At 63.5% G+C, this 22,262-nt stretch carries 23 protein-coding genes; 9 read left to right on the top strand and 14 right to left on the bottom strand.

The window, feature by feature from the left end:
* Window positions 1-8: 8 nt before the first annotated feature.
* Both ACSQ3E_RS10520 and ACSQ3E_RS10515 read right to left on the bottom strand, forming a co-directional pair.
* Complete coding sequence (locus ACSQ3E_RS10520) at window positions 9-830, bottom strand: ABC transporter ATP-binding protein (protein ID WP_436122668.1); 822 nt, start codon at window positions 828-830, stop codon at window positions 9-11.
* A 1-nt stretch (window position 831) separates the two neighbouring features.
* Window positions 832-2,019 (bottom strand): ABC transporter permease, encoded by a 1,188-nt coding sequence (locus tag ACSQ3E_RS10515; RefSeq protein WP_310318223.1) that lies wholly within the window; start codon window positions 2,017-2,019, stop codon window positions 832-834.
* Window positions 2,020-2,096: 77 nt separating this feature from the next.
* Between ACSQ3E_RS10515 and dgcA the strand changes: the two genes are divergently transcribed.
* On the top strand, window positions 2,097-3,080 hold the full coding sequence (dgcA, locus tag ACSQ3E_RS10510) for an N-acetyl-D-Glu racemase DgcA (RefSeq protein ID WP_436122667.1): 984 nt from the start codon (window positions 2,097-2,099) through the stop codon (window positions 3,078-3,080).
* On the opposite strand, the gene ACSQ3E_RS10505 is transcribed toward dgcA, so the two are convergent.
* The 3 genes from ACSQ3E_RS10505 to ACSQ3E_RS10495 form a co-directional block, all read right to left on the bottom strand.
* Window positions 3,042-4,262, bottom strand: coding sequence for an MFS transporter (locus ACSQ3E_RS10505; protein WP_310318218.1), 1,221 nt, complete (start codon window positions 4,260-4,262; stop codon window positions 3,042-3,044). The two genes, dgcA and ACSQ3E_RS10505, sit on opposite strands and share 39 nt — an antisense overlap.
* Window positions 4,263-4,399: 137 nt before the next feature.
* Complete coding sequence (locus ACSQ3E_RS10500) at window positions 4,400-4,561, bottom strand: hypothetical protein (RefSeq protein WP_436122666.1); 162 nt, start codon at window positions 4,559-4,561, stop codon at window positions 4,400-4,402.
* Between the two features lie 14 nt (window positions 4,562-4,575).
* Window positions 4,576-5,397: a UDP-2,3-diacylglucosamine diphosphatase gene (locus ACSQ3E_RS10495; protein WP_310318216.1), complete on the bottom strand. Its 822-nt coding sequence runs from the start codon at window positions 5,395-5,397 to the stop codon at window positions 4,576-4,578.
* A gap of 117 nt (window positions 5,398-5,514) precedes the next feature.
* On the opposite strand from ACSQ3E_RS10495, the gene ACSQ3E_RS10490 reads away from it, so the two are divergent.
* From ACSQ3E_RS10490 to ACSQ3E_RS10480, 3 genes are all read left to right on the top strand, one after another.
* Window positions 5,515-6,294: an SDR family oxidoreductase gene (locus ACSQ3E_RS10490; protein WP_436122665.1), complete on the top strand. Its 780-nt coding sequence runs from the start codon at window positions 5,515-5,517 to the stop codon at window positions 6,292-6,294.
* A 239-nt stretch (window positions 6,295-6,533) separates the two neighbouring features.
* Window positions 6,534-8,852, top strand: coding sequence for an NADP-dependent malic enzyme (locus ACSQ3E_RS10485; protein WP_310318211.1), 2,319 nt, complete (start codon window positions 6,534-6,536; stop codon window positions 8,850-8,852).
* Window positions 8,853-8,985: 133 nt separating this feature from the next.
* On the top strand, window positions 8,986-10,026 hold the full coding sequence (locus tag ACSQ3E_RS10480) for a DUF2865 domain-containing protein (protein ID WP_436122664.1): 1,041 nt from the start codon (window positions 8,986-8,988) through the stop codon (window positions 10,024-10,026).
* On the opposite strand, the gene gltX is transcribed toward ACSQ3E_RS10480, so the two are convergent.
* Complete coding sequence (gltX, locus tag ACSQ3E_RS10475; protein WP_310318205.1) at window positions 9,944-11,317, bottom strand: glutamate--tRNA ligase; 1,374 nt, start codon at window positions 11,315-11,317, stop codon at window positions 9,944-9,946. The two genes, ACSQ3E_RS10480 and gltX, sit on opposite strands and share 83 nt — an antisense overlap.
* Before the next feature lie 171 nt (window positions 11,318-11,488).
* The gene (locus ACSQ3E_RS10470) at window positions 11,489-13,291 is read right to left on the bottom strand and encodes an ABC transporter ATP-binding protein (RefSeq protein ID WP_436122663.1); all 1,803 of its coding nucleotides are present in this window, start codon (window positions 13,289-13,291) and stop codon (window positions 11,489-11,491) included.
* Between the two features lie 340 nt (window positions 13,292-13,631).
* On the opposite strand from ACSQ3E_RS10470, the gene ACSQ3E_RS10465 reads away from it, so the two are divergent.
* Genes ACSQ3E_RS10465 through ACSQ3E_RS10455 form a run of 3 tightly spaced genes read left to right on the top strand, consistent with a single transcriptional unit; the run spans window position 13,632 to window position 14,983 of the window.
* Complete coding sequence (locus ACSQ3E_RS10465) at window positions 13,632-13,946, top strand: ArsR/SmtB family transcription factor (RefSeq protein ID WP_436122662.1); 315 nt, start codon at window positions 13,632-13,634, stop codon at window positions 13,944-13,946.
* Window positions 13,943-14,326, top strand: a complete 384-nt coding sequence (locus ACSQ3E_RS10460; protein WP_436122661.1) for an SRPBCC family protein — start codon at window positions 13,943-13,945, stop codon at window positions 14,324-14,326. The genes ACSQ3E_RS10465 and ACSQ3E_RS10460 overlap by 4 nt, the downstream gene beginning before the upstream one ends.
* 36 nt (window positions 14,327-14,362) lie before the next feature.
* Window positions 14,363-14,983, top strand: a complete 621-nt coding sequence (locus ACSQ3E_RS10455) for an ATP-dependent Clp protease proteolytic subunit (protein ID WP_310318192.1) — start codon at window positions 14,363-14,365, stop codon at window positions 14,981-14,983.
* Between the two features lie 4 nt (window positions 14,984-14,987).
* Here ACSQ3E_RS10455 and ACSQ3E_RS10450 read toward each other — a convergent pair whose 3' ends face one another.
* The 4 genes from ACSQ3E_RS10450 to ACSQ3E_RS10435 are packed head-to-tail and all read right to left on the bottom strand — an operon-like array spanning window position 14,988 to window position 19,150.
* Window positions 14,988-16,229 (bottom strand): MFS transporter, encoded by a 1,242-nt coding sequence (locus ACSQ3E_RS10450; RefSeq protein WP_436122660.1) that lies wholly within the window; start codon window positions 16,227-16,229, stop codon window positions 14,988-14,990.
* Between the two features lie 9 nt (window positions 16,230-16,238).
* Window positions 16,239-16,658, bottom strand: coding sequence for a GNAT family N-acetyltransferase (locus ACSQ3E_RS10445; RefSeq protein WP_436122659.1), 420 nt, complete (start codon window positions 16,656-16,658; stop codon window positions 16,239-16,241).
* A 45-nt stretch (window positions 16,659-16,703) separates the two neighbouring features.
* The gene (locus ACSQ3E_RS10440; RefSeq protein WP_436122658.1) at window positions 16,704-18,383 is read right to left on the bottom strand and encodes an NAD+ synthase; all 1,680 of its coding nucleotides are present in this window, start codon (window positions 18,381-18,383) and stop codon (window positions 16,704-16,706) included.
* A 53-nt stretch (window positions 18,384-18,436) separates the two neighbouring features.
* A complete protein-coding gene (locus ACSQ3E_RS10435) occupies window positions 18,437-19,150 on the bottom strand; it encodes a DNA-3-methyladenine glycosylase I (protein ID WP_436122657.1) in 714 nt (237 codons plus the stop codon).
* 98 nt (window positions 19,151-19,248) lie between these two features.
* Between ACSQ3E_RS10435 and ACSQ3E_RS10430 the strand changes: the two genes are divergently transcribed.
* Both ACSQ3E_RS10430 and ACSQ3E_RS10425 read left to right on the top strand, forming a co-directional pair.
* Complete coding sequence (locus ACSQ3E_RS10430; protein WP_436122656.1) at window positions 19,249-19,812, top strand: DUF1003 domain-containing protein; 564 nt, start codon at window positions 19,249-19,251, stop codon at window positions 19,810-19,812.
* On the top strand, window positions 19,809-20,390 hold the full coding sequence (locus tag ACSQ3E_RS10425; RefSeq protein WP_310318175.1) for a DedA family protein: 582 nt from the start codon (window positions 19,809-19,811) through the stop codon (window positions 20,388-20,390). Before ACSQ3E_RS10430 ends, ACSQ3E_RS10425 begins: the two co-directional genes overlap by 4 nt.
* Here ACSQ3E_RS10425 and ACSQ3E_RS10420 read toward each other — a convergent pair.
* Genes ACSQ3E_RS10420 through ACSQ3E_RS10410 form a run of 3 tightly spaced genes read right to left on the bottom strand, consistent with a single transcriptional unit; the run spans window position 20,387 to window position 22,226 of the window.
* Window positions 20,387-20,980 carry a hemerythrin domain-containing protein gene (locus ACSQ3E_RS10420; protein WP_436122655.1) on the bottom strand — a complete coding sequence of 198 codons (594 nt, stop codon included), beginning with the start codon at window positions 20,978-20,980 and terminating at the stop codon, window positions 20,387-20,389. The two genes, ACSQ3E_RS10425 and ACSQ3E_RS10420, sit on opposite strands and share 4 nt — an antisense overlap.
* Before the next feature lie 39 nt (window positions 20,981-21,019).
* On the bottom strand, window positions 21,020-21,379 hold the full coding sequence (locus ACSQ3E_RS10415) for a diacylglycerol kinase (RefSeq protein ID WP_310318170.1): 360 nt from the start codon (window positions 21,377-21,379) through the stop codon (window positions 21,020-21,022).
* Window positions 21,380-21,428: 49 nt separating this feature from the next.
* The gene (locus tag ACSQ3E_RS10410) at window positions 21,429-22,226 is read right to left on the bottom strand and encodes a DODA-type extradiol aromatic ring-opening family dioxygenase (protein WP_436122654.1); all 798 of its coding nucleotides are present in this window, start codon (window positions 22,224-22,226) and stop codon (window positions 21,429-21,431) included.
* Window positions 22,227-22,262: the final 36 nt, after the last annotated feature.

Raw genomic sequence — 22,262 nt, 5'->3', positions numbered from 1 at the left:
ATTCCATTCTATGCCCTTGCGGCAAGATCAAGCTGCCGCGCGCGTTTTCCGCGGAAATACGACCTTACCCACGGTTCTTCGCTCTTCAGCATGTCTTCGATCGTGCCTTCGACGAGCACCCTCTTGTTGCCCAGCACCGCCACCCGGTCGCAGACCGAAAACAGGCTGTCGAGATCGTGGGTGACCATGTAGACGGTGAGCCCCATCGTATCGCGCATCTTGCCGACCAGCTCGTCGAACTCGGCCGCGCCGATCGGGTCGAGGCCTGACGTCGGCTCGTCGAGGAAGACGATATCGGGGTCGAGCGCCAGCGCACGTGCGAGTGCGGCACGCTTGATCATGCCGCCGGACAGCTCGGACGGAAATTTACGTGCCGCGTCCGGCGGCAGGCCGACGAGCTCGATCTTGAGCATGGCGAGCTCGTCCATCAGCTTTTTCGGCAAGTCGAGATACTCGCGCATCGGCACCTGCACGTTCTCCAGCACTGTCAGTGCTGAAAACAGCGCGCCATGCTGGAAGAGCATGCCAAGCCGCATGTCGATCCTGAGCCGCTCCTCCTCGCTCGCCTGCTCGAGATCGACGCCAAACAGCTTGATCGTGCCGGATTGCTTGCGGATCAGACCGAGCACGGTGCGCAACAGCACTGACTTGCCCGCGCCCGACGCACCGACGAAGCCGAGGATCTCGCCGCGCCTGATATCCAGATCGAGGTCTTCGAGAATGACCTTGTCGCCAAAGGCCACCGTCAGGTCGCGCACCGACAGTAGCACCTCGCCCCTGGCGTCCTGGCTTTGGCTCTCCGCCTCGGTGGTCTTTGTGCGGCTTGCCATGTCAGAAATTGATCGCTGCGTAGAACATGGCAAACAGGCCATCGAGGATGATGACGACGAAGATGGCCTTGACCACCGATGCGGTGACATGGCGGCCAAGCGATTCAGCGCTGCCGCCGACCTTCATGCCTTCGACAGAGGCGATGGTGCCGATGATCAGCGCCATGAACGGCGCCTTGATCAGGCCGGCGAAGATGGTGCTGAGGTCGATTGCCAGGCGAAGGCGGTCGATGAAGGCGGCCATCGGAATGTCCGAATAGAGCCATGCCGCCAGCATGCCGCCGCCGAGTGCTGCGAAATTGGCGATGATGGTCAGACATGGCAGCGCGATCACCAACGCAACCAGCCGCGGAAACACCAGCACGCCGATGGGATTGAGCCCGATGACCGTCAGCGCGTCGACCTCTTCGCGCATCTTCATCGAGCCGATCTCGGCGGTGATGGCGCTGCCCGAGCGGCCGGCGATCATGATCGCGGTCATCAGCACGCCGAGTTCGCGCAGCACCAGCACGCCGACCAGGTCGACGACGAAGATGTCGGCGCCGAAATAGGCAAGCTGATAGGCACCTTGCTGGGCGACGATGGCGCCGACGATCGCCGACATCAGCACCACGACGGGAATGGCGCCGACGCCCATGCGGTCGATCTGGTTGAAGATGGCGGCCGGATTGACCGCATGGCCGCGGCCGAGCTTCATCTGGGCGCCGCGAATTGTAGCGCCGAGGATGTTCATCGAGGCCAGGAAGTCGTCGCGCATCTCGTAGACGCGGCGTCCCACAGCCTCGAGCATGCGCATGATGATGTTGGGCGGTCCAGCCGGGGCAGATTCGCCCTCGCGTCGCACGGCTTCGCTGACGGCGCCCAGCAGTATCTTGGCCACCTCGCTGTGGCCTTCCATCCTGACCTCGACGCCCTTCTTCTCATTGGCGCTGACGAGCCTGTCGATGACCCAGGCGCCGGCGGTGTCCATCTTTTCGATGCCGGACAGGTCGAGCGCCAGCGTCTTGAAGCCCTTGCGGTCTTCGATCTTGCGCATCTCGGCGTCGATGAAAGCAACGGTGCGGGTGGTCCAGATACCGGTGAAGACGCAGGCGAGCACGCCTTCGCGCTCCGCCACAGCAACCTGTGGTCGGTGATCTCGGCCGTCGGCTGCCCCGCCGCTTGCTTCCCGTTTGCCGATGGTCAACATGGCACACTACTTAACGCGTCGGCCGCGGCATGTCGATTTTCGCAGCCGCGCCAAGCAGTTGAACGGAGCAGATTTTCATGACGCGTGTCCTTTCGGTCGTTGACGAGCGCTTTCCCATCGCCGGAACGTTCACCATCTCACGCGGTTCCAAGACCGAGGCCGAGGTCATCACCTGCGAAATCGCCGAATCAGGCGTGATCGGACGCGGCGAGTGCGTGCCCTACAAGCGTTACGGCGAGACCATGGCGAGCGTGGCCGAGGCGATCGAACAAGCGCGCCGCGCCATCGAGAATGGTGCTTCGCGCACCGACCTTGTGACGCTGATGTCGGCCGGTGCGGCGCGCAATGCCGTCGATTGCGCGCTCTGGGATCTCGAAGCGAAGCTGACCGGCGTGCCGGTCAAGGACAGGCTCGGTATCGCTGCGCCGCTGGCGCTTGAGACCGCCTACACGCTGTCACTTGGCGAACCGGAGGCGATGGCAGCCCAGGCGCGTGCCAACGCGGCGCGGCCGTTGCTCAAGGTCAAGATCGGCGGCGACAACGACATCGCCCGCATCCGCGCCGTTGTCGAGGCAGCGCCCAACAGCCGCCTGATCCTCGACGCCAATGAAGGCTGGATCGATACCAACATCGCCGAAAACCTGGCCACGGCAGCGGAACTGGGCGTAGCTCTGATCGAGCAGCCGCTGCCTGCCGGCGCCGACCAGATCCTCGGCCGCATCCCGCATCCGGTACCGATCTGCGCCGACGAAAGCGTTCACATCGCCGCCGACCTCGCCGAGCTCAAGGGCCGCTACGACGCCGTCAACATCAAGCTCGACAAGTCGGGCGGGCTGACGGCAGCGCTCGAACTGCGCGACAAGGCCCGCGCGCTTGGATTCCAGGTGATGGTCGGCTGCATGGTCGGCACCTCGCTTGCCATGGCGCCTGCGGTCCTGCTCGCCCAGGGGGCCGAGTTCGTCGACCTCGACGGACCGCTGCTCCTGGCACGCGACCGTTCGCCGGGGCTTATCTACGAGGGCTCAATGGTGTCGCCGCCCCTGCCCGAACTTTGGGGCTGAACGGGACGCCAAAAGCACAAGCACGATCGCACAGGCAGCAACGGCGGCCATGAAGTAGAAGCCGTCGACGCCGAAGCGCTGGTAGAGTGGACCGGACAGCAGCGTCACGATCGCCATCGACATGCCGTTGGCGAAATAGGCCACGCCCTGGGCAGCCCCCGTGCGCTCTTCCGGAACCGACTCGGCGATCAGCTTCTGCACGCCGATCAGCACCAGTGCCGTCGACACGGCGTGCAGGCTCTGGACGGCGAAGAAGCCTGCCACGCCCAGGCCAAGCGGCCAGATCAACGGGTATGCGATCCATCGGACGATGGCGCCGGCACCCGCCAGCACCAGCACCAGTGCCGTCGACCTGTTGCCGAACAGCCGCGTGAAGAACATGAACATGACGATTTCGGCCGCCACGCCCCAGCTCCACAACAGCCCGACAATCGTCTCGTTGATGCCGAGCGACTTCCAGTAGATCGACACGAAGCCGTAGAGAAAGCCGTGGCTGCCGATGATGACGCCGGTGCCGCCGGCCATCAGCAGGAAATAGCGGTTGAACAGCTTTGGCGCCGCCTGCATGTCCGTCGCCGAGAGCGGTGAAGCCTTGCGCGGTCGACCAAGGCGCGGCGAGATGAACGACATCAGGAAGCAGCCGAGCAGGCCGACCGAGATGATCGCCGGTACTGCGTCCGCTCCGGTCAGCGACAGGACGAACCCTGCGCCAAGACTGCCGGCGAGAAAGGCGATCGAACCCCAGATACGCATCGCCGCGTAGTCGGAGCCGAAGCGGCGGACACCCGACAGCGCGAGCGAATCGGCGATCGGCGAATGCGGCGTCCACACCACCGCCAGCGCCAGCGAGACAGCCAAGACGATGAGGTAGGTCGGCTCGAGGAAGTAGCCGAGCGACAGCAGCAAGGACGATGCAGCCAGGAAGATGAAGACGTTGGCGCGGTCTTTGGCACGATCGGCCATGGCAGCGATCAGCGGCGTTGTGATGACGCGCAGGAACATCGGCGCCGACAGCACGATGGCGATCTGCTCGGGGTCGAACCCCTTGGCTTCGAGCCACAGCGGGAAGTACGGCAGATGCACGCCCATCGGCACGAAAAGTGCAGCGAAAAGCAGGGAGATTCGCAGTTCAAAGCGTCGCGGCTTGACCTGCTGTTCTGGCGTGAGTGGCGGTAGTGTCATGGTGGGTAAGCGTGTCCGGGCGCGACCCGAACCAACCAAGCCTCACCGATTTGCCTGATCCCTTACCATGGGTGGCCACGCCACGAAAGCCGACGGGGCGGCGCAAAGGTCCAAAGCTTGGGCCACCTGCCACGGCCTTATCGGCCAAGATGCGGCATGGCCTGCGCTTCCATCGGCAGGTGATGCGCGCCGAGCCGTCGTGCGCGTCTTTGCAGCGTCTCGGCAACGCGCGGCGCGGCAATTGCCGCATGACCTGGTCCATCACGCCAAGGGCGCGAGACATATCTGGAGTTGCGCATCGAAGTTGTTCCGTTCAGGCGGCGGCCTTGTCGGCACGCTGGTCGACGACCATCGGCACGAAGGGTTCGTTGACAAGCTTGCCGGCCAGCACATGCGGCCAGTGCAGGATGACGAAATTGCCGTCGAAATCCTCGGCGACAGCCGTGCAGTTTTCGACCCAGTCGCCGGTGTTGATGTACTGGATGCCGTCGAAATTCTCGATCGTCGGATGGTGGATGTGACCGCAGATGACGCCGTCCACTTCCGAGCGCCGTGCCTCGTCGGTCAATACGTCCTGGAAGGCGCCGATGAAGTTGACGGCCTTCTTCACCCGCACCTTCGCCCAGGACGAAAACGACCAGTAAGGCAGACCGAAGGTGCGGCGGAAACGCGCCACGAGCCGGTTCGTCGCCATCGCCGCGTCATAGGCAAAGTCGCCGAGATAGGCGAGCCAGCGGGCATTCTGCACCACCGCGTCGAACTGGTCGCCATGGATGACCAGGAAGCGCTTGCCGTCGGCCGCTTCGTGGATGGCGCGGTCGGCAACGACGATGCCGCCGAAATGCACGCCCTGGAAGTTGCGGGCGAACTCGTCGTGATTGCCGGCGATGTAGGTGATCTCGGTGCCCTTGCGCGCCTGGCGAAGCAGCTTCTGCACCACGTCGTTATGCGTCTGCGGCCAGTGCCAGGACCGGCGCAGACGCCAGCCATCGACGATGTCGCCGACGAGGAATATCTTTTCCGCTTCGTGGTGACGCAGGAAGTCGATCAGGAAATCGGCCTTCGCCCCCTTCGACCCCAGATGCACATCTGAGATGAACAGTGTGCGAAAATTGCGTGTGCTCGTGCCGGACATGGCAATCGACCCGTTGCTTTTGCCGTGGCTATGCCCAGATTCATGCAACAGGCGTATGACGGTTGCGGCTTCGGCCGGGCGGTTCTAGGCTGGGTCATCACCGACAGGAGAACGAACATGGATCTCGGCATCAGCGGGAAGAAGGCAATCGTCTGCGCCTCGAGCAAGGGCCTCGGCAAGGGCTGCGCGATCGCGCTGGCCGAAGCCGGCTGCGAGCTGTTCCTCAATGGCCGCGACGCCGGCATCCTGAGCCGCACGGCAACCGAAGTCCGCCAGCGCTACGGCGTGGCGGTCACCGAGATCATCGGCGACATCTCCGATCCGGCCGTGCAGAAGGCGCTGCTGGCGGCCTGCCCCGATCCCGATATCCTGGTCAACAACAATGGTGGACCGCCCTATCGCGACTTCCGGGAACTCGACCGCGAGAAGATCCTCGCCGGCGTCACCAACAACATGGTCACCCCCATCGAGCTGATCAAAGCCGTGATCGACGGCATGGCAGCGCGCGGCTTCGGCCGCATCGTCAACATCACCTCGCTGTCGGTCTACACGCCCATTCCCGGCCTCGACCTGTCCTCCGGCGCCCGTGCCGGCCTGACGGCTTTCCTCGCCGGCGTGGCGCGCACGGTTGCCGACCGCAACGTCACCATCAACAACATGCTGCCCGGCAAGCTCGACACCGACCGCCTGCGCGGCCCGCACGAGCCCGGCAGCATCGAGGATCCGGCGGAAGCTGCCGCGCGCCGCGGGCGCCTCAGCGCCGGCATTCCCGCAGGCCGCCTCGGCACGCCGGAGGAATTCGGCCAGATATGCGCGTTCCTGTGCTCGACCCATGCGGGCTACATGACCGGCCAGAACATCCCCGTCGACGGCGGGCTCTACGTCAGTTCTTTCTAGGCTGCTGATGACCACAACTGCCCCAAAGGCACTCAACAGCGCGTCGTAAGGACGCGCTGTTTCAGCCAAGCCTCACAAAAGACCGAATCAATCTCTCAACCGCCACCCGCAAGTCACTGGAATGATTGCAGTTCCGGCACTTGAAAGTGATTCAACGTCCATTTGGCCGTTGATGCCTCGAAAATCGTGCTGGCCGTGCTAATAACGGCCTTTGGTATTGGAATCTGAAGGAGCGGGACATGGCTGGGGAACACAAGAAGAAGGAAACGCTGTCCGACCTGGATCAGGCCGCGCTCTTCTTCCACAAGCACCCAATCCCCGGTAAGCTCGAAATCCAGGCAACCAAGCCGCTCGGAAACCAGCGCGACCTGGCGCTGGCCTATTCGCCCGGCGTCGCCGCCCCCTGCCTCGCCATCAAGGACGATCCGGAAACTGCCGCCGACTACACCGGCCGCGCCAATCTGGTCGCGGTCATCTCCAACGGCACCGCCGTGCTCGGCCTCGGCAATATCGGCCCGCTGGCATCCAAGCCGGTGATGGAAGGCAAGGCCGTCCTGTTCAAGAAATTCGCCGGCATCGACGTCTTCGACATCGAAATCGACGCACCCGAAATCGACCAGATGGTCAGCACCATCTCGGCGCTGGAGCCGACTTTCGGCGGCATCAACCTCGAAGACATCAAGGCGCCCGAGTGCTTCGAAGTCGAGGAGCAGCTCAAGGCGAAGATGCGCATCCCGGTCTTCCATGACGACCAGCACGGCACCGCGATCATCGTCGCGGCAGCGGTTCTCAACGGCCTGGAACTCGCCGGCAAGAAGATCGAGGACGTCAAGATCGTCACCTCGGGTGCCGGAGCCGCAGCACTCGCCTGTCTCAACCTGCTGGTTTCGCTCGGCGCCAAGGTCGAGAACATCTGGGTCACCGACCGCTTCGGCGTTGCCCACAAGGGCCGCGTCGAGGAAATGGACCGCTGGAAGGACCCTTACGTCAAGGATACCAACGCGCGCGTGCTGGCCGACGTCATAGGTGGCGCCGACGTCTTCCTCGGCCTGTCGGCGGCCGGCGTGCTGAAGCCGGAACTGCTGTCCGAGATGGCGGACAAGCCGCTGATCCTGGCGCTGGCCAACCCCAATCCCGAGATCATGCCCGAGGTGGCCCGCGCCGCCCGTCCGGATGCGATGATCTGCACCGGACGCTCGGATTTCCCCAACCAGGTCAACAATGTCCTGTGCTTCCCCTATATCTTCCGCGGCGCGCTCGACTGCGGCGCGCGCGCAATCAACGAAGAAATGAAGATGGCCGCAGTGCGCGCCATCGCAGCTCTCGCCCGCGAAGAGCCGTCCGATGTCGCGGCCCGCGCCTATTCCGGCGAGACGCCGACCTTCGGACCTGACTTTCTGATTCCCTCGCCCTTCGACCCCAGGCTGATCCTCAGGATCGCGCCGGCCGTCGCCAAGGCGGCCTGCGAAACTGGCGTCGCGACCCGCCCGATCGCCGACTTCACCGCCTATGTAGACAAGCTCAGCCGCTTCGTCTTCCGCTCCGGCCTGGTGATGAAACCGATCTTCTCCAACGCCAAGCAGGCGACGTCCAAGCGCGTCATCTACGCCGACGGCGAGGACGAGCGCGTGCTGCGCGCCGCCCAGGTGGTGCTCGAGGAGGGATTGGCCAAGCCGATCCTGATCGGGCGTCCACATGTCATCGAGGTCCGTATCAAGCGCTACGGCCTGCGCATCCGCCCGGGCGTCGATTTCGACATCATCAATCCCGAGGACGATCCGCGCTACCGCCACTATGTCGACCACCTGATCGACCTCGGCGGCCGCCAGGGCATCACGCCTGAAGCGGCACGCACCATGGTGCGCACCAACAACACGGTGATTGCAGCCATTGCGCTGAAGCGCGGCGACGCCGACGCCATGATCTGCGGGCTGGAAGGCCGTTTCGAGCGGCACCTGCGCAACGTCACGTTGATCGTCGGCGCCCGCGACGGCGTCAAGGACCGCGATCTGTCGGCGCTGTCGATGCTGATCTCGCAGCGCGGCGTGCTGTTCTTCACCGACACCTACGTGACCGTCGACCCAACCGCCGAAGAGATCGCCGAGATGACGATGCTGGCGGCCGACGAAATCCGTCGTTTCGGCATCGAGCCCAAGGCGGCCTTGCTGTCGCATTCGAATTTCGGCTCACGCGACTCGCAAAGCGCCCAGAAGATGCGCGCGGCAGCGGCGATCCTGAAGCGCATCGCGCCGGAACTGGCCAGCGACGGCGAAATGCACGGCGATTCTGCCCTGTCGGAAGTGTTGCGCCAGCGCGTCTTCCCGCATTCGACGCTGAAGGGCGAAGCCAACCTTTTGGTCTTCCCCAATCTCGACGCCGCAAACATCGCGCTGACCACGGTCAAGACGATGATGGACGCGCTGCATGTCGGGCCGATCCTGCTCGGCACCGCCCAGCCCGCCCACATCCTGACGCCTTCGGTCACTTCGCGCGGCATCGTCAACATGACGGCGCTCGCCGTCGTCGAGGCGTCCCAGCGCGCGCACGCGGCGTCCTGATCCGGCACGGGTTAGCCGTTTCCAAAGAAACGGTTAACCTCGTTGGCGCTAGGGTTCGGACCAAGGCATGTTCCGCTCGCGCGGCACTGCGATGGAAAACGGGATGTTCGGGCGCGGCAGAAGCAAATTCCCGATGAAGCGGCCAGCCATCGCATTGCTGGCTGCAGTCGCCGTGTCGTTGCTGACGTCCGGATCGTCTTTTGCAGTCTCCGCGGAATGCCTGGAACTCGAGGTCGAACTGGCGAACCTGCCGACCCAGGCAACCGGCAGCTTCGCCCAGCCGGATGAATTCGCCGCGGCCGCCGACACCCAGCAAGACCAGATCGATCTTGCCCGCATCAGGGCTTCGGACCTTGGCTGCGGCAGGGCGATCGCGGGCGACGTCATCGCCCAATGCGCCGCGCTGAACGCCAAGATCGCCGAGATGGAGGACAATCTCGGCAAGCTCGACGGCCAGTCCGCGCGTCCGAACGGGAACGTCAGGCGCGAGCGCATCCGCATTCTCGACGCGATGCAATTCGCCGGCTGCAACGACCAGGGCGATGACGCGGAAGAAGCCACAACTAATGATCCCGTGTCGGAGCAGGCTGGCGCGACGGTCATCCGTGGCGGCGAGGCGACCACCCTGAGCTTCAACGAGAGTTATCCGCAGCACATCGTCATCGGCCGCAGCCAGCAACAAGGGCTCGGCGAGTACCGCACCTTATGCGTACGCACTTGCGACGGTTACTTCTTTCCGATGTCGAATGCGGCCGACGTTTCAGACTTCCAGCGTGACGAGAAGAACTGCGCGGCTAGTTGCCCGGGAACCGAGATCGAGCTGTTCTACCACCTGAATGAAGGCCAGCCGCAGGAGAGCATGGTTTCCGCCCGCTCCGGCCAGCCCTACCGCAATCTCTCGACCGCCTACCGCTACAAGCGCGTCGACCTGCCGCGCGTGCCCGCCTGCGGCTGCAATGTCAGCCTGAACAGGAATTTTTCGGTCATTGCTGGCGAAGGGCGCCCGGTGCCGAGCGCCCCACAGGCCAAGCCGGTGGAAGAGCCGCAGGCACCGATAGCACCTCGTCCGGCGCCAGACTCCAACCGCAAGGTCAGGGCCGTCGGGCCAACGTTCCTTCCCGACCCACAAGCGGCAACAGATCTGCGAGCTCCGGGCCCGACTCCAGCCCGGTGAGCGCCAGCCTGAGCGGCATGAACAGTGCCTTGCCCTTGCGGCCGGTCGCCTTCTTCACCTTGGCCGTCCAGTCTTTCCAGACATTGCCGTCCCATGGCTCTTCGGGCAAAAGGTCGAGCGCCTGGCCGACAAACTCGCGATCCTCGTCGGCGATTTCGGCAGCCGGCTGCGGCCCTTCGCGCAGGATGCGCCACCACGACACGGCATCCGGCAGCCTGTCGAGATTGCCGCGAACCGCCATCCAGAACGCTTCGGCATGGTTGCCGCTGACGCCGAGCACCATCAGCCGGTCGCGCACCTCGTCAAAGGACATGTGGTGCAGCAGCGCGCGATTGAGCACCACGAGCTCTTCGGGATCGAATTTCGCCGCCGACTTCGAAGTCGCAGCCGGATCGAACTTTTCGGCAAGGTCGCCAAGGCTCGGCACCGCCGTGACATTCTCCGACGTGCCGACAAGCACGGCAAGTGAGGCAACCGACATTGGTTCGATGCCGCCGTCGCGCAGGCTCTCGATCGACAGCGCGCCGGTGCGCTTGGACAGGCCCTCGCCCGACGCGGTCGTCAGCAGGTTGTGATGACCGAATGCAGGAGGCTCGGCGCCGAGCGCACGAAACAACGCGATCTGGACGCCGGTGTTGGTGACGTGATCATCGCCGCGGATGACGTGGCTGATCTCCATCTCGATGTCGTCGACCACCGACGGCAGCGTGTAGAGATAGGTTCCGTCCTCGCGCACCAGTACCGGGTCGGACAAGGATGCCAGATCGACGGTTTCTTCGCCGCGCACGATGTCGGTCCAGTGAATGTCGGTGCGCTGGGTCTCGAACGGGTCGGACACAAAGTTGGGCAGCAGGAAACGCCAATGCGGCCTGCGCCCGTCATCCTCATATGATGCGCGCTCGGCATCGGTGAGCTTCAGCGCCTCGCGGCCATAGACCGGCGGCAGGCCGCGCGTGCGGCGCACCTTGCGGCGCAGGTCGAGTTCTTCAGGCGTTTCGTAGCATGGATAGAGCACGCCTGATGCCTTGAGCTTGTCGACGGCAGCGTCGTAGCTGGCAAAGCGGCGCGACTGGTACTCAGTCTGGTCGGGAAAGATGCCGAGCCAGTGCAGGTCGTAGAGAATGGAGTCTGCGAACTCCTGGCGCGAGCGCTCGACATCGGTGTCGTCGAAGCGCTGGACGAAGCGCCCCTTGTGCTTGAGAGCGAAGAGCCAATTGAACAAGGCGGTGCGCGCATTGCCGATGTGGATGCGGCCAGTGGGCGAAGGGGCGAAGCGAACTGTTACTGTCATGATCGGGGCGTAGCGGATGGCTTTTGCGTTGACAAGGCGGCGCCCCCGCACCTCTGCACCAGAAATAAAGCAACCAGAGCGCGAATGGAAGCCGACCAATGGGGCTACATCTTCTTGCGGGCTACTTGGGAGTGACGAACGGGCCGCGATCTCTCGCGGCCCGTTCTGGATTTAGACGAGCCCTTTGGTGAGCTCCAGCGCCTGCCGTTCGAACAGGCGGCGGTAGATGCCGCCATCTCTCCGAACCAGCGCCTCGTGCCGGCCTTCCTCGACGATCTCGCCACGATCGAAGACGAGCAGCCGGTCGAGCGCACGCACTGTCGACAGACGGTGCGCGATGATCAGCGTCGTGCGCCCGACCATCAGGCGTTCCATCGCCTGCTGGATCAGCACCTCCGATTCCGAATCGAGGCTGGACGTCGCCTCGTCGAGAATCAGGATCGGCGCATCGGCCAGGAAGGCACGGGCAATCGCCACGCGCTGGCGCTCGCCGCCCGACAGCTTGACGCCACGCTCACCGACCAGCGTGCCGTAGCCCTTGGGCAGGCGCTGGATAAAATCGTGCGCGCTGGCAAGTTTTGCCGCGTGCTCGATCTCGGCCTGCGTCGCGCCCGGTCGGGCGTAAGCGATGTTCTCCGCCAGCGAGCGGTGGAACAGGATCGGCTCCTGCTGCACGATCGCGATCTGCGAACGCAGCGACGACTGCGTCGCCTTGGCGATGTCCTGCCCGTCGATGGTGATCTTGCCATCGCCGACATCGTACAGCCGCTGGATCAGCTTGACGAAGGTCGTCTTGCCCGAACCGGAATGGCCGACGAGGCCGACGCGCTCGCCCGGCTTGATCGACACCGAGAAGTCCCGGTAGAGCGGGTTCGCATGCGTGCCGTAGTGGAACGTCACGTTTTTGAACTCGATGCCGCCTTCGCCGATCTGGATCGGCTTGGCGCCGGGGCGATCGGCAACGCCGAGAGGCTGGCCCTGGATGTCGACAAGCTCCTCCATGTCGTTGACCGAGCGCTGCAGGTTGCGGATGTGCATGCCGACATCGCGGAGATAGCCCTGCAGCAGGAAGAACGAAGTCAGCACGAAGGCGATGTCGCCGGCGCTGGCCTGCTCGCTCGACCACAGGAACAGGGCGAAGCCGATGATCGCGGCACGCAGCAGAACCAGAGTGATGTTCTGCGACGTGCCGTTGATCGTTCCGCGCATCCAGGTGCGTCCCGTGCGGTGGCGCCACTTGGCGATCACCTTGGCGAGGCGTCCTTCCTCACGCTCCTCGGCGCCGAAGGCCTTGACCACCGAGTTGCAGCTGACGGCGTCGGCGAGCGAGCCGCCGAGACGCGTGTCCCAGCTGTTGGCGAGGCTTGCCGCCGGGGCGACGAAACCGAGCGACATCACCACCGTCTGGGTAATGAAGATCAGCGAGCCGGCGGCAATGATCAGACCCATCATCGGCCAGTGCCAGCCGAGCAGGATCGTCGAGCCGAGCAGCATCACGAAAGATGGTAGCAGCGCCACCAGCAGCGTGTCGTTGAGCAGGTCGAGCGCCCACATACCACGCGTCACCTTGCGCACCGTCGAGCCGGCGAAGCTGTTGGCGTGCCAGTCGGTCGAGAAGCGCTGGACGCGATGAAACGCATCCTGGGCGATGTCGGACATCATCTTGAGCGTCAGCTCGATGATGCCGGCAAAGGCGATGTGGCGGAACACCAGCGAGCCCGTGGCAAGCGCAAGCAAGGTGAAGAACGCGGCAAGTGCCGCATTCCATGCCACCTCGTCGGTCGCCGCCCCACTGGCCACGGCGTCGATCAGCCGGCCCGAATAGAGCGGCGTCAGGACGTCAGCCATCGTCGAGACAAGCACCGCCGCCGAGATGATGACGAGCCGAACCGGCTGGCGTTTCCAGTGCCTGAAAGTGAAACCTAGAACGCTGCGGAATGCACCGCCGCGCAGATCGATACGAAAACGAGACATGATGCCATGCGGCGCCGGAAACCGACGCCATCCCTAGAGAAAGATGTACAAAGGCGCGACGAATAATTCTTGCTGAATCAGGAAGTCGCGGAACGGCAGCGTCAGATAAAAGGGACGCCGAAGGCGGTTCGCGAGGTCAACGACCTCGGCGTGAACCCCGGGAGGACATGTCATATTCTGGCATTCAGACCTCCCTGTTAGTGGCCGCGAAGAATTTGCTTATAACCGAGCAATTTTGCTTAGCCAACCCCCGCGCTGGACCGAAGCCTGTTGTGCCAGAACAGCACCGAAATCGGTGAGCCACTTGCGCAATAGATAAGTCCATGCTTATCTCAAATCCATGAACGAATCTGAGATATTCCGCGCTTTGTCCGATCCGACCCGTCGTGCCGTTCTCGACCGGCTGACCGCGGGCGAGAAGAACGCGACCGAACTGCGCGAAGGGCTGGAGATTTCGCAGCCGGCGATTTCGCAGCACATCGCCGTGCTGCGCGGCGCAGGCCTGATCAAGGAAGCACGCGCCGGCCGGCATGTGAACTACAGCGTCAACCCGGACGGGCTGCGGCCTCTGGTCGACTGGCTCACCCGCTATCGCAGCTTCTGGCCGGACCGCGTCGAGAGACTGAAGACACTGCTCAAGGAGATGGACCAATGACGGACGCCCAAAGGCAGGAAGAGATCGAGGACACCATCGTCGTCGAATGCGAGCTGGAAGCCACGCCGGAAAAGGTCTGGCGGGCGCTGACGGTACCGGAATTCGTCGCGACCTGGCTCGACGTGCCGGCGGCCGACAAGGTCACCGCTGATACGACCGGCCCCGCCTATCGCATCATCGAGGCCCTGCCCTTCTCGCGCGTGCGCTACGCCTGGAACGACGCCACGGTGAACGAGCCCGAAACCTTCGTGACCTTCGATCTCGAAGCACAACCGGACGGCGGCACATGGTTCCGGCTGACCCATAGTGTCGAGGCGGTGAGAACCATCGCCGCGCCAGCGAATTCGAACAGTCCGCCGCTGATGCGCGCCGCCGCCTAAGCCCAACAGATACCATCGATGAAAGGAACTTCGCGCATGCGCGACACGATGCAACTCGTCCCTATGGTCGTTGAACAATCGCCGCGAGGCGAACGCTCCTTCGACATCTTTTCCAGGCTGCTGCGCGAGCGGATCGTCTTCCTCAACGGCGAGGTCGACGACAATTCAGCCTCGCTGATCTGCGCGCAGCTGCTGTTCCTCGAGTCGGAAAACCCGAACCGCGAGATCTCGTTCTACATCAACTCCCCGGGCGGCGTGGTCACCAGCGGCTTTGCCATCTACGACACGATGCAGTTCATCCGCTGCCCCGTGTCGACGCTGTGCATGGGCACTGCGGGCTCGATGGGCTCGTTCCTGCTGATGGCCGGCGCACCCGGCCGGCGCATCGCCTTGCCCAATGCGAGCGTGATCCTGCACCAGCCCTCCGGCGGGTTCCGTGGCCAGGCCTCCGACATTGAGCGCCACGCCGAGGACATCATCAAGCTCAAGCGGCGCATGACAAGGCTCTACGCCGAACATTGCGGGCGCACCGAAGACGAAGTGGCCCGCGTGCTCGACCGCGACTACTTCTTCACGGCGGAGGAAGCCAGGGATTGGGGTATCGTCGACCACGTCTATGACCGCCGCGAAACCGTCGAGGGCATTTCCGGCAAATAGCCGGCTACGCGCCAACCACGGCTGGTGCTGCCTGGACATGGCTTCGCGCGCGGATCCGGCGCGAAGCCAGCAGCAGAACGAATGAAATGGCGAAGCAATAGATCGCCATCGCCACGATCTGGCCGGGGTAGCTGACGCCGTCGTCGATCAGGTACCCGGTCAGGCCCGGCCCGATTGCCGAGGCGAACACGCCGGCGGAGACGATCAGCGCGCGGATCGAGCCGAGATGCTTGAGGCCATAGACTTCAGGCCATATGGCACCGAACAGCGTCGTCGACAGGCCATTCGAAATGCCGAGCAGCGCCATGAAGCCGAAGACGCTCCACTGCGCGTCGACAAGGCCCAGCACCAGGCAGGCGAGGCCCAGCGGCAAGAGCACGAAGGGCAGCAGCGACACACCGGAAAAGCGGTCGATGAGCTGGCCGACGACAAGCGTGAAAGCGGCGTTGACCACCGCCGTCACCAGGAAGGACGAGGCGAAGACTTCGAGCGACCAGCCACGCAATTCCACCAGATAGACCTGGTGGAAGAACAAGGTCGTCACGATCAGGCCCGGCGCCATGACGCCGAGCAGCAGCACGTAAAAGATCGGATCGCGGACCACCTCGGCGCGCGTCCAGTCGCGCGCATCGATCTTGCGTGCGACGGGATCCGACGAGCGCGGCTTGCGGTCCACGGCGACCAGCAGTGCGATTGCCGGCACCGCAATGGATGCGATCAATGCCGCTGCGAGCAACCAGCCGTTGCGCCAGCCGACCGAGGCGGCGATCAACACAAACCCCATCGGGATAATGGCGTCGCCGGCATTGTGGCCGAGGATGACGGTCGAAAGCGCCCGCCCTCTTTGCGCTGAAAACCAGCGTGCGGTTGCGGTGTAGGCAGTGTGCACCATCATCCCCTGGCCAAACAGACGTAGCATGTAGATCGCCACGAACAAGATGACGAGGTGCTGCGACAGCGCCATTGCCGCGCCCGCTAGCGCCAGCATCAGCACGATGAAAAGCGCCACCTTCTGCGCGCTATAGCGGTCGACGATCTGGCCGAGCCGCGGCAGGCTCAAGGCGCTGGCCAGCGTGGCGACCATGTAGAGCGTGCCGAATTCGCCATGCGACAGCCCATAGTCGCGGCGGATGTCGCCAGCCGACAGCGCGATGAACGAGGTCATGCCGAAGGTCGAAAAGAAGGTGAGCAGGAACCCGCCGGCCAGCCAGCGCGGATTGTCGCGAACAAAGGAGATGTAGGACACGCCCTTGGTCTACTCTTGGACGGTCGGCTGCCTGGACAGGCGCATGTACATGCCATCCGTCGAGGTCACGAAGCCGAATTTTTCATAGAGGCCGTGCGCGTCCGAGGTCCTGAGCGAGAAGCCGGTCACGGTTGCAAGCTCCGGATGGTCGAGCAGCGCTGCGATCAGCTTCTTGCCGATGCCGAGGCCGCGCCGCTCCGGCCAAACGATGACGTCGGCGACGTAGGCAAAGCAGGCATAGTCGGTGATAGCGCGGGCGAACCCGACCTGCTCGCCGTCGACATAGGCGCCCAGGCACAGCGAATTGGCGAAGGCCCGGCGATGGATTTCGTCGGTTCGGCCCTCGCCCCAGTAGCTCGCCTTGATGACTTCCGACGTCTTGTCGAAGTCGATCCGCGATACGTCGAAACTGATCTCGACCTCGGCCATCAACCCCTCCGGTCTGCTGGCGGTTTTCAGTTCAATTGCAGTGACTTAACCGCGATCCCTGAATCTGTTCGTGATCGGGTAGCGGCGATCACGGCCGAAATTCTTCTTGGTGATCTTCACCCCGGGTGCTGCCTGCCGCCTTTTGTATTCGGCGATGTAGAGCAGGTGTTCGATCCGATGCACCGTGTCGCGGTCGTGACCGCGCGCGACGATGTCATCGACGCCCATCTCGTTTTCGACCAGGCATTCGAGGATGTCGTCGAGCACCGGATAGGGCGGCAGCGAATCCTGGTCGGTCTGGTTGGGCCTGAGTTCCGCCGATGGCGCCTTGTCGATGATATTCTTAGGGATCACCTCGCCCGAGGGACCGAGCGCGCCGGGCGGCACATGGGTATTGCGCCAGCGCGACAGCGCATAGACCTGCATCTTGTAGAGGTCCTTGATCGGGTTGAAGCCGCCATTCATATCGCCATAGAGCGTGGCATAGCCGACCGACATCTCGCTCTTGTTGCCGGTTGTCACCACCATCGAGCCGAACTTGTTGGACACCGCCATCAGGATCGTGCCGCGGGCGCGGCTCTGCAGGTTCTCTTCGGTGATGCCTTCCTTGGTGCCCTCGAACAGCTGCGTCAGTGCGTGCGAGAAACCGTCAACCGGCTCATGGATCGGCACGATGTCATAACGGCAGCCGAGCGCGCGGGCGCAATCTTCGGCGTCCTTGAGCGAATCCTTCGAGGTATAGCGATAGGGCATCATGATCGCTCTCAGCCGCTCCTCGCCGAGCGCGTCGACGGCAAGTGCCGCGCAGATCGCCGAATCGATGCCGCCGGAAAGGCCAAGCACGACGTTCTTGAAGCCGTTCTTGTTGACGTAGTCGCGCAGGCCCAGCATGCAGGCGCGATAATCGGCCTCCTCGCGCTCGGGGATCTTCGACATCGGCCCGTCGACGCAGGCCCACCCTTCGTCGCCGCGCTTCCAGGTGGTCATCGCCACCGTCTCTTCAAACTGGCTCATCTGGAACGCCAGCGAATGGTCGGCGTTGATCGCGAAGGAGGCGCCGTCGAAGACGAGTTCATCCTGCCCGCCGAGCTGGTTGGCATAGAGCAACGGCAGGCCGCTCTCGATCACCTGACGGATCGCCACCTGATGGCGGACATCCATTTTGGCGCGATAATAGGGTGAGCCATTGGGCACGAGCAGGATTTCAGCACCACTTTCGGCCAGCGTCTCGCAGACGCCGAGTTCACCCCAGATGTCCTCGCAGATCGGAATGCCGATGCGCACGCCACGGAAGTTGATCGGACCCGGCATGTCGGGGCCGGGCTGGAACACGCGCTTTTCGTCGAACTCGCCATAGTTGGGCAGGTCGACCTTGAAGCGCTCGGCAATGATCTTGCCGCCATCGGCAACGACGATCGCGTTGTGCACGCCGCTCTTGCGCTTGAGCGGTACGCCGATGATGACGCCCGGGCCATTGTCTGATGTATCCTTGGCGAAATCTTCCGCCGCACGCTCGCAGGCAGCCAGGAAGGCCGGCTTGAGCACTAGGTCCTCCGGCGGATAGCCGGCGAGGAACAGCTCGGTGAACAGCACCAGATCGGCACCCTGGCGCGCCGCGTCCGCCCTCGCCTCGCGCGCCTTGGCGAGATTGCCTTTGATGTCGCCGACCGTCGGGTTGAGCTGGGCAACGGCGATGCGCAGGATATCGGGAGATTTTTTCGTCATGTCAGCGGTTTAGCCTGCGTTGTGAAGTCGGGCAATCCAGTTCGATTGGGCCATCATTCGCCCATGTAGCTCGCCAGTTCCTCGGCCGGCCGGTTGACGCCGATCGACATCGAGAGGATGCGCGAGATATGTGCCCGCGGCAGCTTGGTCGCCTTTGCCCATTCGTTGATCTGGGCCTGCACCTTGGCCTGATCCTTCTTGGACGTCGCGGCTTCGCCGATGTCGAGACCGGCGTCGCGCAGCGCCAGGATCATGTCTTGCGACAGGATGAACGTGTCCCAGCCCAGCCAGCGCAACAGATATTGGCCGGTGTTGCCGCCGAGCCGGCTGCCATGCTTGCCGAGATAGGCCGTCAGCCCGACCTGGTCGTCGGCCGGCCATGCCGCCAGGAACTTGCCGAAGCCGCCATGCTCTTTCGAGACGCGCTCGACAAAGGCGGCATTGTCGCGCACCGAGCGTATCTTTTGCGGATTACGCACGATGCGCTTGTCGGAGGCAAGATCGTGCCAGAAGTCATCGGGCTGGAACAGAAGCCGCTTCGGTTCGAAATGCAGAAACGCCTCTTCGAAGCCGGGCCATTTCTGCTCGATGACACGCCAGACGAAGCCGGCGGCAAAGACCCGCTCCGCCATGGTCGACAGGATCCGGTCGTCGGGGACCTCGGCAAGTGTCGTATTGTCGAATGCCGGACCCAGCAGCGACTTCAGCACCGCCTCGCCGCCCTTGCGCTCGGCGGCGCGGGCCCTGATCCTGGCGAAGTCCATCATTCCATTCCCCCGCAACCGCATCTTGGCGACATCGCCAGCTATCTTCATATAAGGATTCGTGGCTGCCAAGCAGCCGAATGGAAAGCGGGGGCGTGCAAATGAACAAGACCGTGGCGGACCTTGCCGGACGATGGCTGAAGCGCACGCCGGAGCACCTGAGCGAGCTCGAGCACAAGGTCCTGCAGAGCGCGATCGATCGCAAGCCGGTTTCGCGCAACGTCAATGACAGCGTCGCCCACAATGAAAGCCGAGGCGAGCGGCTGGCCGACGGCATCGCCCGGGTCGGCGGCTCCTGGAGCTTCATCCTCGCCTTCCTGGGCTTTCTCGTCGTCTGGACGGTGCTCAATGCCTGGCTGCTGGGAAGGGACTCATTCGATCCCTACCCGTTCATCTTCCTCAATCTCGTGCTGTCGATGCTGGCGGCGATCCAGGCGCCGATCATTATGATGTCGCAGAACCGGCAGGCCGAGCGCGACCGCATCGACGCCTCGCACGACTATGCGGTCAACCTCAAGGCCGAGATCGAGATCATGGCGCTGCACGAAAAGCTCGACGAGATCCGCTTCCAGGAGATCATCCTGTTGCGCGAGCAGGTGCAGCAGCTGACCGCCCAGGTCCAGCGTATCGCCGATGGCTCGGCAGGTCAGTCGCTCGCTCGATGATCGAAACCCTTCACCACCTCGTCGAGCGCTTCGGACTTCTCGCCGTCTTCATCGGCTGCATGGCCGAAGGCGAGAGTTTCGCCATCCTCGGCGGCTTCTTCGCCCATCAGGGCTTCTTCGAGCCCTGGAACGCCTTTGCAGTGGCCGCCGTCGGCGCCTTTCTTGGGGACACACTCTTTTTCGTCCTCGGACGACGGTACTCCAACCACAAGTGGGTGCGGTTGCTGCGCCGCAGGCCCGGCTTCAGCCATGCCTTCCGCCTGGTGCAGGCGCATCCCAACCTGTTCGTGCTCGGCAACCGCTACGTCTACGGCATGCGGTTGGCCGGCGGTATCGCCGCAGGCCTGTCGCGCATCCCGGTTCCGCTGTTTCTTGCCCTCAACGGCCTGTCGGCACTCGTCTGGGCCGGCATCTTCGTCAGCCTCGGCTACGTATTCGGTCTCGGCGCCGAACACATCCTCGGCGACACGCTGAAGGCACACCACCGGCTGTTTCTCGGACTTGGCATCGGCATCGCCGTGGCGCTGGCAACCTGGCTCCTGGCCCGCCACATCGCCCACAAGCAGCCGAAAGACTAGTCCAAGCCCATCAGCTCCCGGTCGCCGCGATCGAGAATGAGCGGGATGATCAGGTCTTCCTCGTCCTCGAGATGCCGCGTCAGCATGGCGACAAGGCGGGCATTCTCGTCGGCATAGGCATCGGCGGCAAAACGTTGCTTGTCCTCATTTTCCTGCAGCGCCCGAATGAACGCGTTGGCGGAGTTGGCGTTGCGCTCCAACGCCTCGTGGATGAGGTGATGGTCGGCGTCGAGGATCTCGAAGCCGCGCTTCAGCCTGCTTTCAGCCTTGGCGAAAACGGGAAAGTAGTGATGGTCCTCGACATTGTGGTGGCCGTCGAGATTGCCGAGGAAATGGTTCAGCCGCGGCGCAAACCAGCGTGCGAATTGCTGGGTGTCCATGCGGCCCTCGCGATAGTCGCCGATGCCGGCGGTCAGCATGCCGCCCAGTTCGCGGAACATGTCATGGCGCTGCAGCCACATCGAAGCCATGCCATGGACGTTGTCGTGGGCACGCCAGTCCTCGCGCGGATACTTGTCGGCCAGCCAGCGCAGGTCCTCTGGCAAGCCCGCGCGCGTCTCGAGGTGATGGGTATCGGTCTTGTCAGTCATGTCGGTCTCCTTTGGTAACCGACATATGGGGATGCCCCCTCAGATCGGAAACCCGAGCATCCGCTCGACGATGGCGAAGCCCCAGACGCCCAGAACGATGACAATCGAAATGAGCACGGCGAGCGAGCCGCAATCCTTGGCAAGCTGGATGTCGATGTTGAATTCGCGGCTGACGGCATCGCACGCCGCCTCGATGCCGGTGTTCAGCACCTCGACGGTGATCAGGAACAGGATCGATCCGATCAGCAGCGCGTAGCCGCCCCAGGTGCCTGCCACGAACCAGCCGAGCGGCAAGGCTGCGACGAGCAGCATGATTTCCTGCTGGAATGCCGCCTCGGAGCGGATCAGTCGCGAGAATGCCCGCACCGAGTTCTGGAAAGCCTTGACCAGCCGCTCCATGGAATGCCCTTTCAATTCTTCGAAGCGGCATCATTTAGCGGCTCGACGCTCAGTCGAACAGATATGAATCGTTGGCAAAGAAGCCGTGATCGACTGAATCGTGCACACGGCGGCCCTTGGCACCCTCACCTGCCGCCCCGTAAGCAAAGAAGATCGGCATCAGATGCTCGTCGGTCGGGTGGTTCTCCGCCGGGAAAGGCGCCTTGTCCCTCCAATGCAGCAGCGCATCGGTATCACCGCTCGCCAGCTTGTCAGCGAACCATTCCGTGAACTCATGCACCTTGCCGGCAAGTGCCGGATCCGGCTCGGCGCCCTTCCTCAGCCGGCTGAAATAGGCGCGCAAATTGTGGGTGATATGGCCTGAGCCGATCAGCAGCACGCCTTCGTCGCGCAACGGCGCCAGCGCCTTGCCAATGGCATGGTGCCAGGCGGCGTCGCGGCTGGGATCGATCGAAACCTGAACCACAGGAATGTCGGCGTCGGGGAACGCCAGCTTGAGCGGAGTCCAGGTGCCGTGGTCATAGCCGCGTTTCTCGAATGTATGCGGCTTGAGACCGGCTTCATCGAGCATGCCGAAAACCCTTTCGGCCAAGGCAGGCTCGCCAGCCGCCGGATAGACCATCTTGTAGAGCTCAGGCGCAAAACCGCCGAAGTCATAGATCATGCCCGGCTTCGGATCGGTGACGACGGCGACGCCATCGGTCTCGAAATGCGCGGACACGATGACGATGGCCTTCGGCTTCTCAACCAGCCCCGAAAGGCCTTCGAGATAATGGCGCGCCGGTGTGTCGGCCAAAACGATGTCGGGGCCGCCATGCGAGATGAAAACTGTAGGCAAAGAGGTCATGTCATTTCTCCTTGCCTGGAATATACGCCCTCGCCA

It is taken from the genome of Aminobacter sp. LjRoot7 (assembly GCF_964252895.1).
GTDB lineage: Bacteria > Pseudomonadota > Alphaproteobacteria > Rhizobiales > Rhizobiaceae > Aminobacter > Aminobacter aminovorans_B.
Note: the sequence above shows the minus strand (reverse complement) of the source record. Positions and strands in the feature narration are given on the sequence as shown.

Coding starts and splice junctions, on each gene's coding strand:
- ACSQ3E_RS10520 (WP_436122668.1), bottom strand. CDS start 830: ATGGCAAGCCGCACAAAGACCACCGAGGCGGAGAGCCAAAGCCAGGAC.
- ACSQ3E_RS10515 (WP_310318223.1), bottom strand. CDS start 2,019: ATGTTGACCATCGGCAAACGGGAAGCAAGCGGCGGGGCAGCCGACGGC.
- dgcA (WP_436122667.1), top strand. CDS start 2,097: ATGACGCGTGTCCTTTCGGTCGTTGACGAGCGCTTTCCCATCGCCGGA.
- ACSQ3E_RS10505 (WP_310318218.1), bottom strand. CDS start 4,262: ATGACACTACCGCCACTCACGCCAGAACAGCAGGTCAAGCCGCGACGC.
- ACSQ3E_RS10500 (WP_436122666.1), bottom strand. CDS start 4,561: ATGCGCAACTCCAGATATGTCTCGCGCCCTTGGCGTGATGGACCAGGT.
- ACSQ3E_RS10495 (WP_310318216.1), bottom strand. CDS start 5,397: ATGTCCGGCACGAGCACACGCAATTTTCGCACACTGTTCATCTCAGAT.
- ACSQ3E_RS10490 (WP_436122665.1), top strand. CDS start 5,515: ATGGATCTCGGCATCAGCGGGAAGAAGGCAATCGTCTGCGCCTCGAGC.
- ACSQ3E_RS10485 (WP_310318211.1), top strand. CDS start 6,534: ATGGCTGGGGAACACAAGAAGAAGGAAACGCTGTCCGACCTGGATCAG.
- ACSQ3E_RS10480 (WP_436122664.1), top strand. CDS start 8,986: ATGAAGCGGCCAGCCATCGCATTGCTGGCTGCAGTCGCCGTGTCGTTG.
- gltX (WP_310318205.1), bottom strand. CDS start 11,317: ATGACAGTAACAGTTCGCTTCGCCCCTTCGCCCACTGGCCGCATCCAC.
- ACSQ3E_RS10470 (WP_436122663.1), bottom strand. CDS start 13,291: ATGTCTCGTTTTCGTATCGATCTGCGCGGCGGTGCATTCCGCAGCGTT.
- ACSQ3E_RS10465 (WP_436122662.1), top strand. CDS start 13,632: ATGAACGAATCTGAGATATTCCGCGCTTTGTCCGATCCGACCCGTCGT.
- ACSQ3E_RS10460 (WP_436122661.1), top strand. CDS start 13,943: ATGACGGACGCCCAAAGGCAGGAAGAGATCGAGGACACCATCGTCGTC.
- ACSQ3E_RS10455 (WP_310318192.1), top strand. CDS start 14,363: ATGCGCGACACGATGCAACTCGTCCCTATGGTCGTTGAACAATCGCCG.
- ACSQ3E_RS10445 (WP_436122659.1), bottom strand. CDS start 16,658: ATGGCCGAGGTCGAGATCAGTTTCGACGTATCGCGGATCGACTTCGAC.
- ACSQ3E_RS10440 (WP_436122658.1), bottom strand. CDS start 18,383: ATGACGAAAAAATCTCCCGATATCCTGCGCATCGCCGTTGCCCAGCTC.
- ACSQ3E_RS10435 (WP_436122657.1), bottom strand. CDS start 19,150: ATGATGGACTTCGCCAGGATCAGGGCCCGCGCCGCCGAGCGCAAGGGC.
- ACSQ3E_RS10430 (WP_436122656.1), top strand. CDS start 19,249: ATGAACAAGACCGTGGCGGACCTTGCCGGACGATGGCTGAAGCGCACG.
- ACSQ3E_RS10425 (WP_310318175.1), top strand. CDS start 19,809: ATGATCGAAACCCTTCACCACCTCGTCGAGCGCTTCGGACTTCTCGCC.
- ACSQ3E_RS10420 (WP_436122655.1), bottom strand. CDS start 20,980: ATGACTGACAAGACCGATACCCATCACCTCGAGACGCGCGCGGGCTTG.
- ACSQ3E_RS10415 (WP_310318170.1), bottom strand. CDS start 21,379: ATGGAGCGGCTGGTCAAGGCTTTCCAGAACTCGGTGCGGGCATTCTCG.
- ACSQ3E_RS10410 (WP_436122654.1), bottom strand. CDS start 22,226: ATGACCTCTTTGCCTACAGTTTTCATCTCGCATGGCGGCCCCGACATC.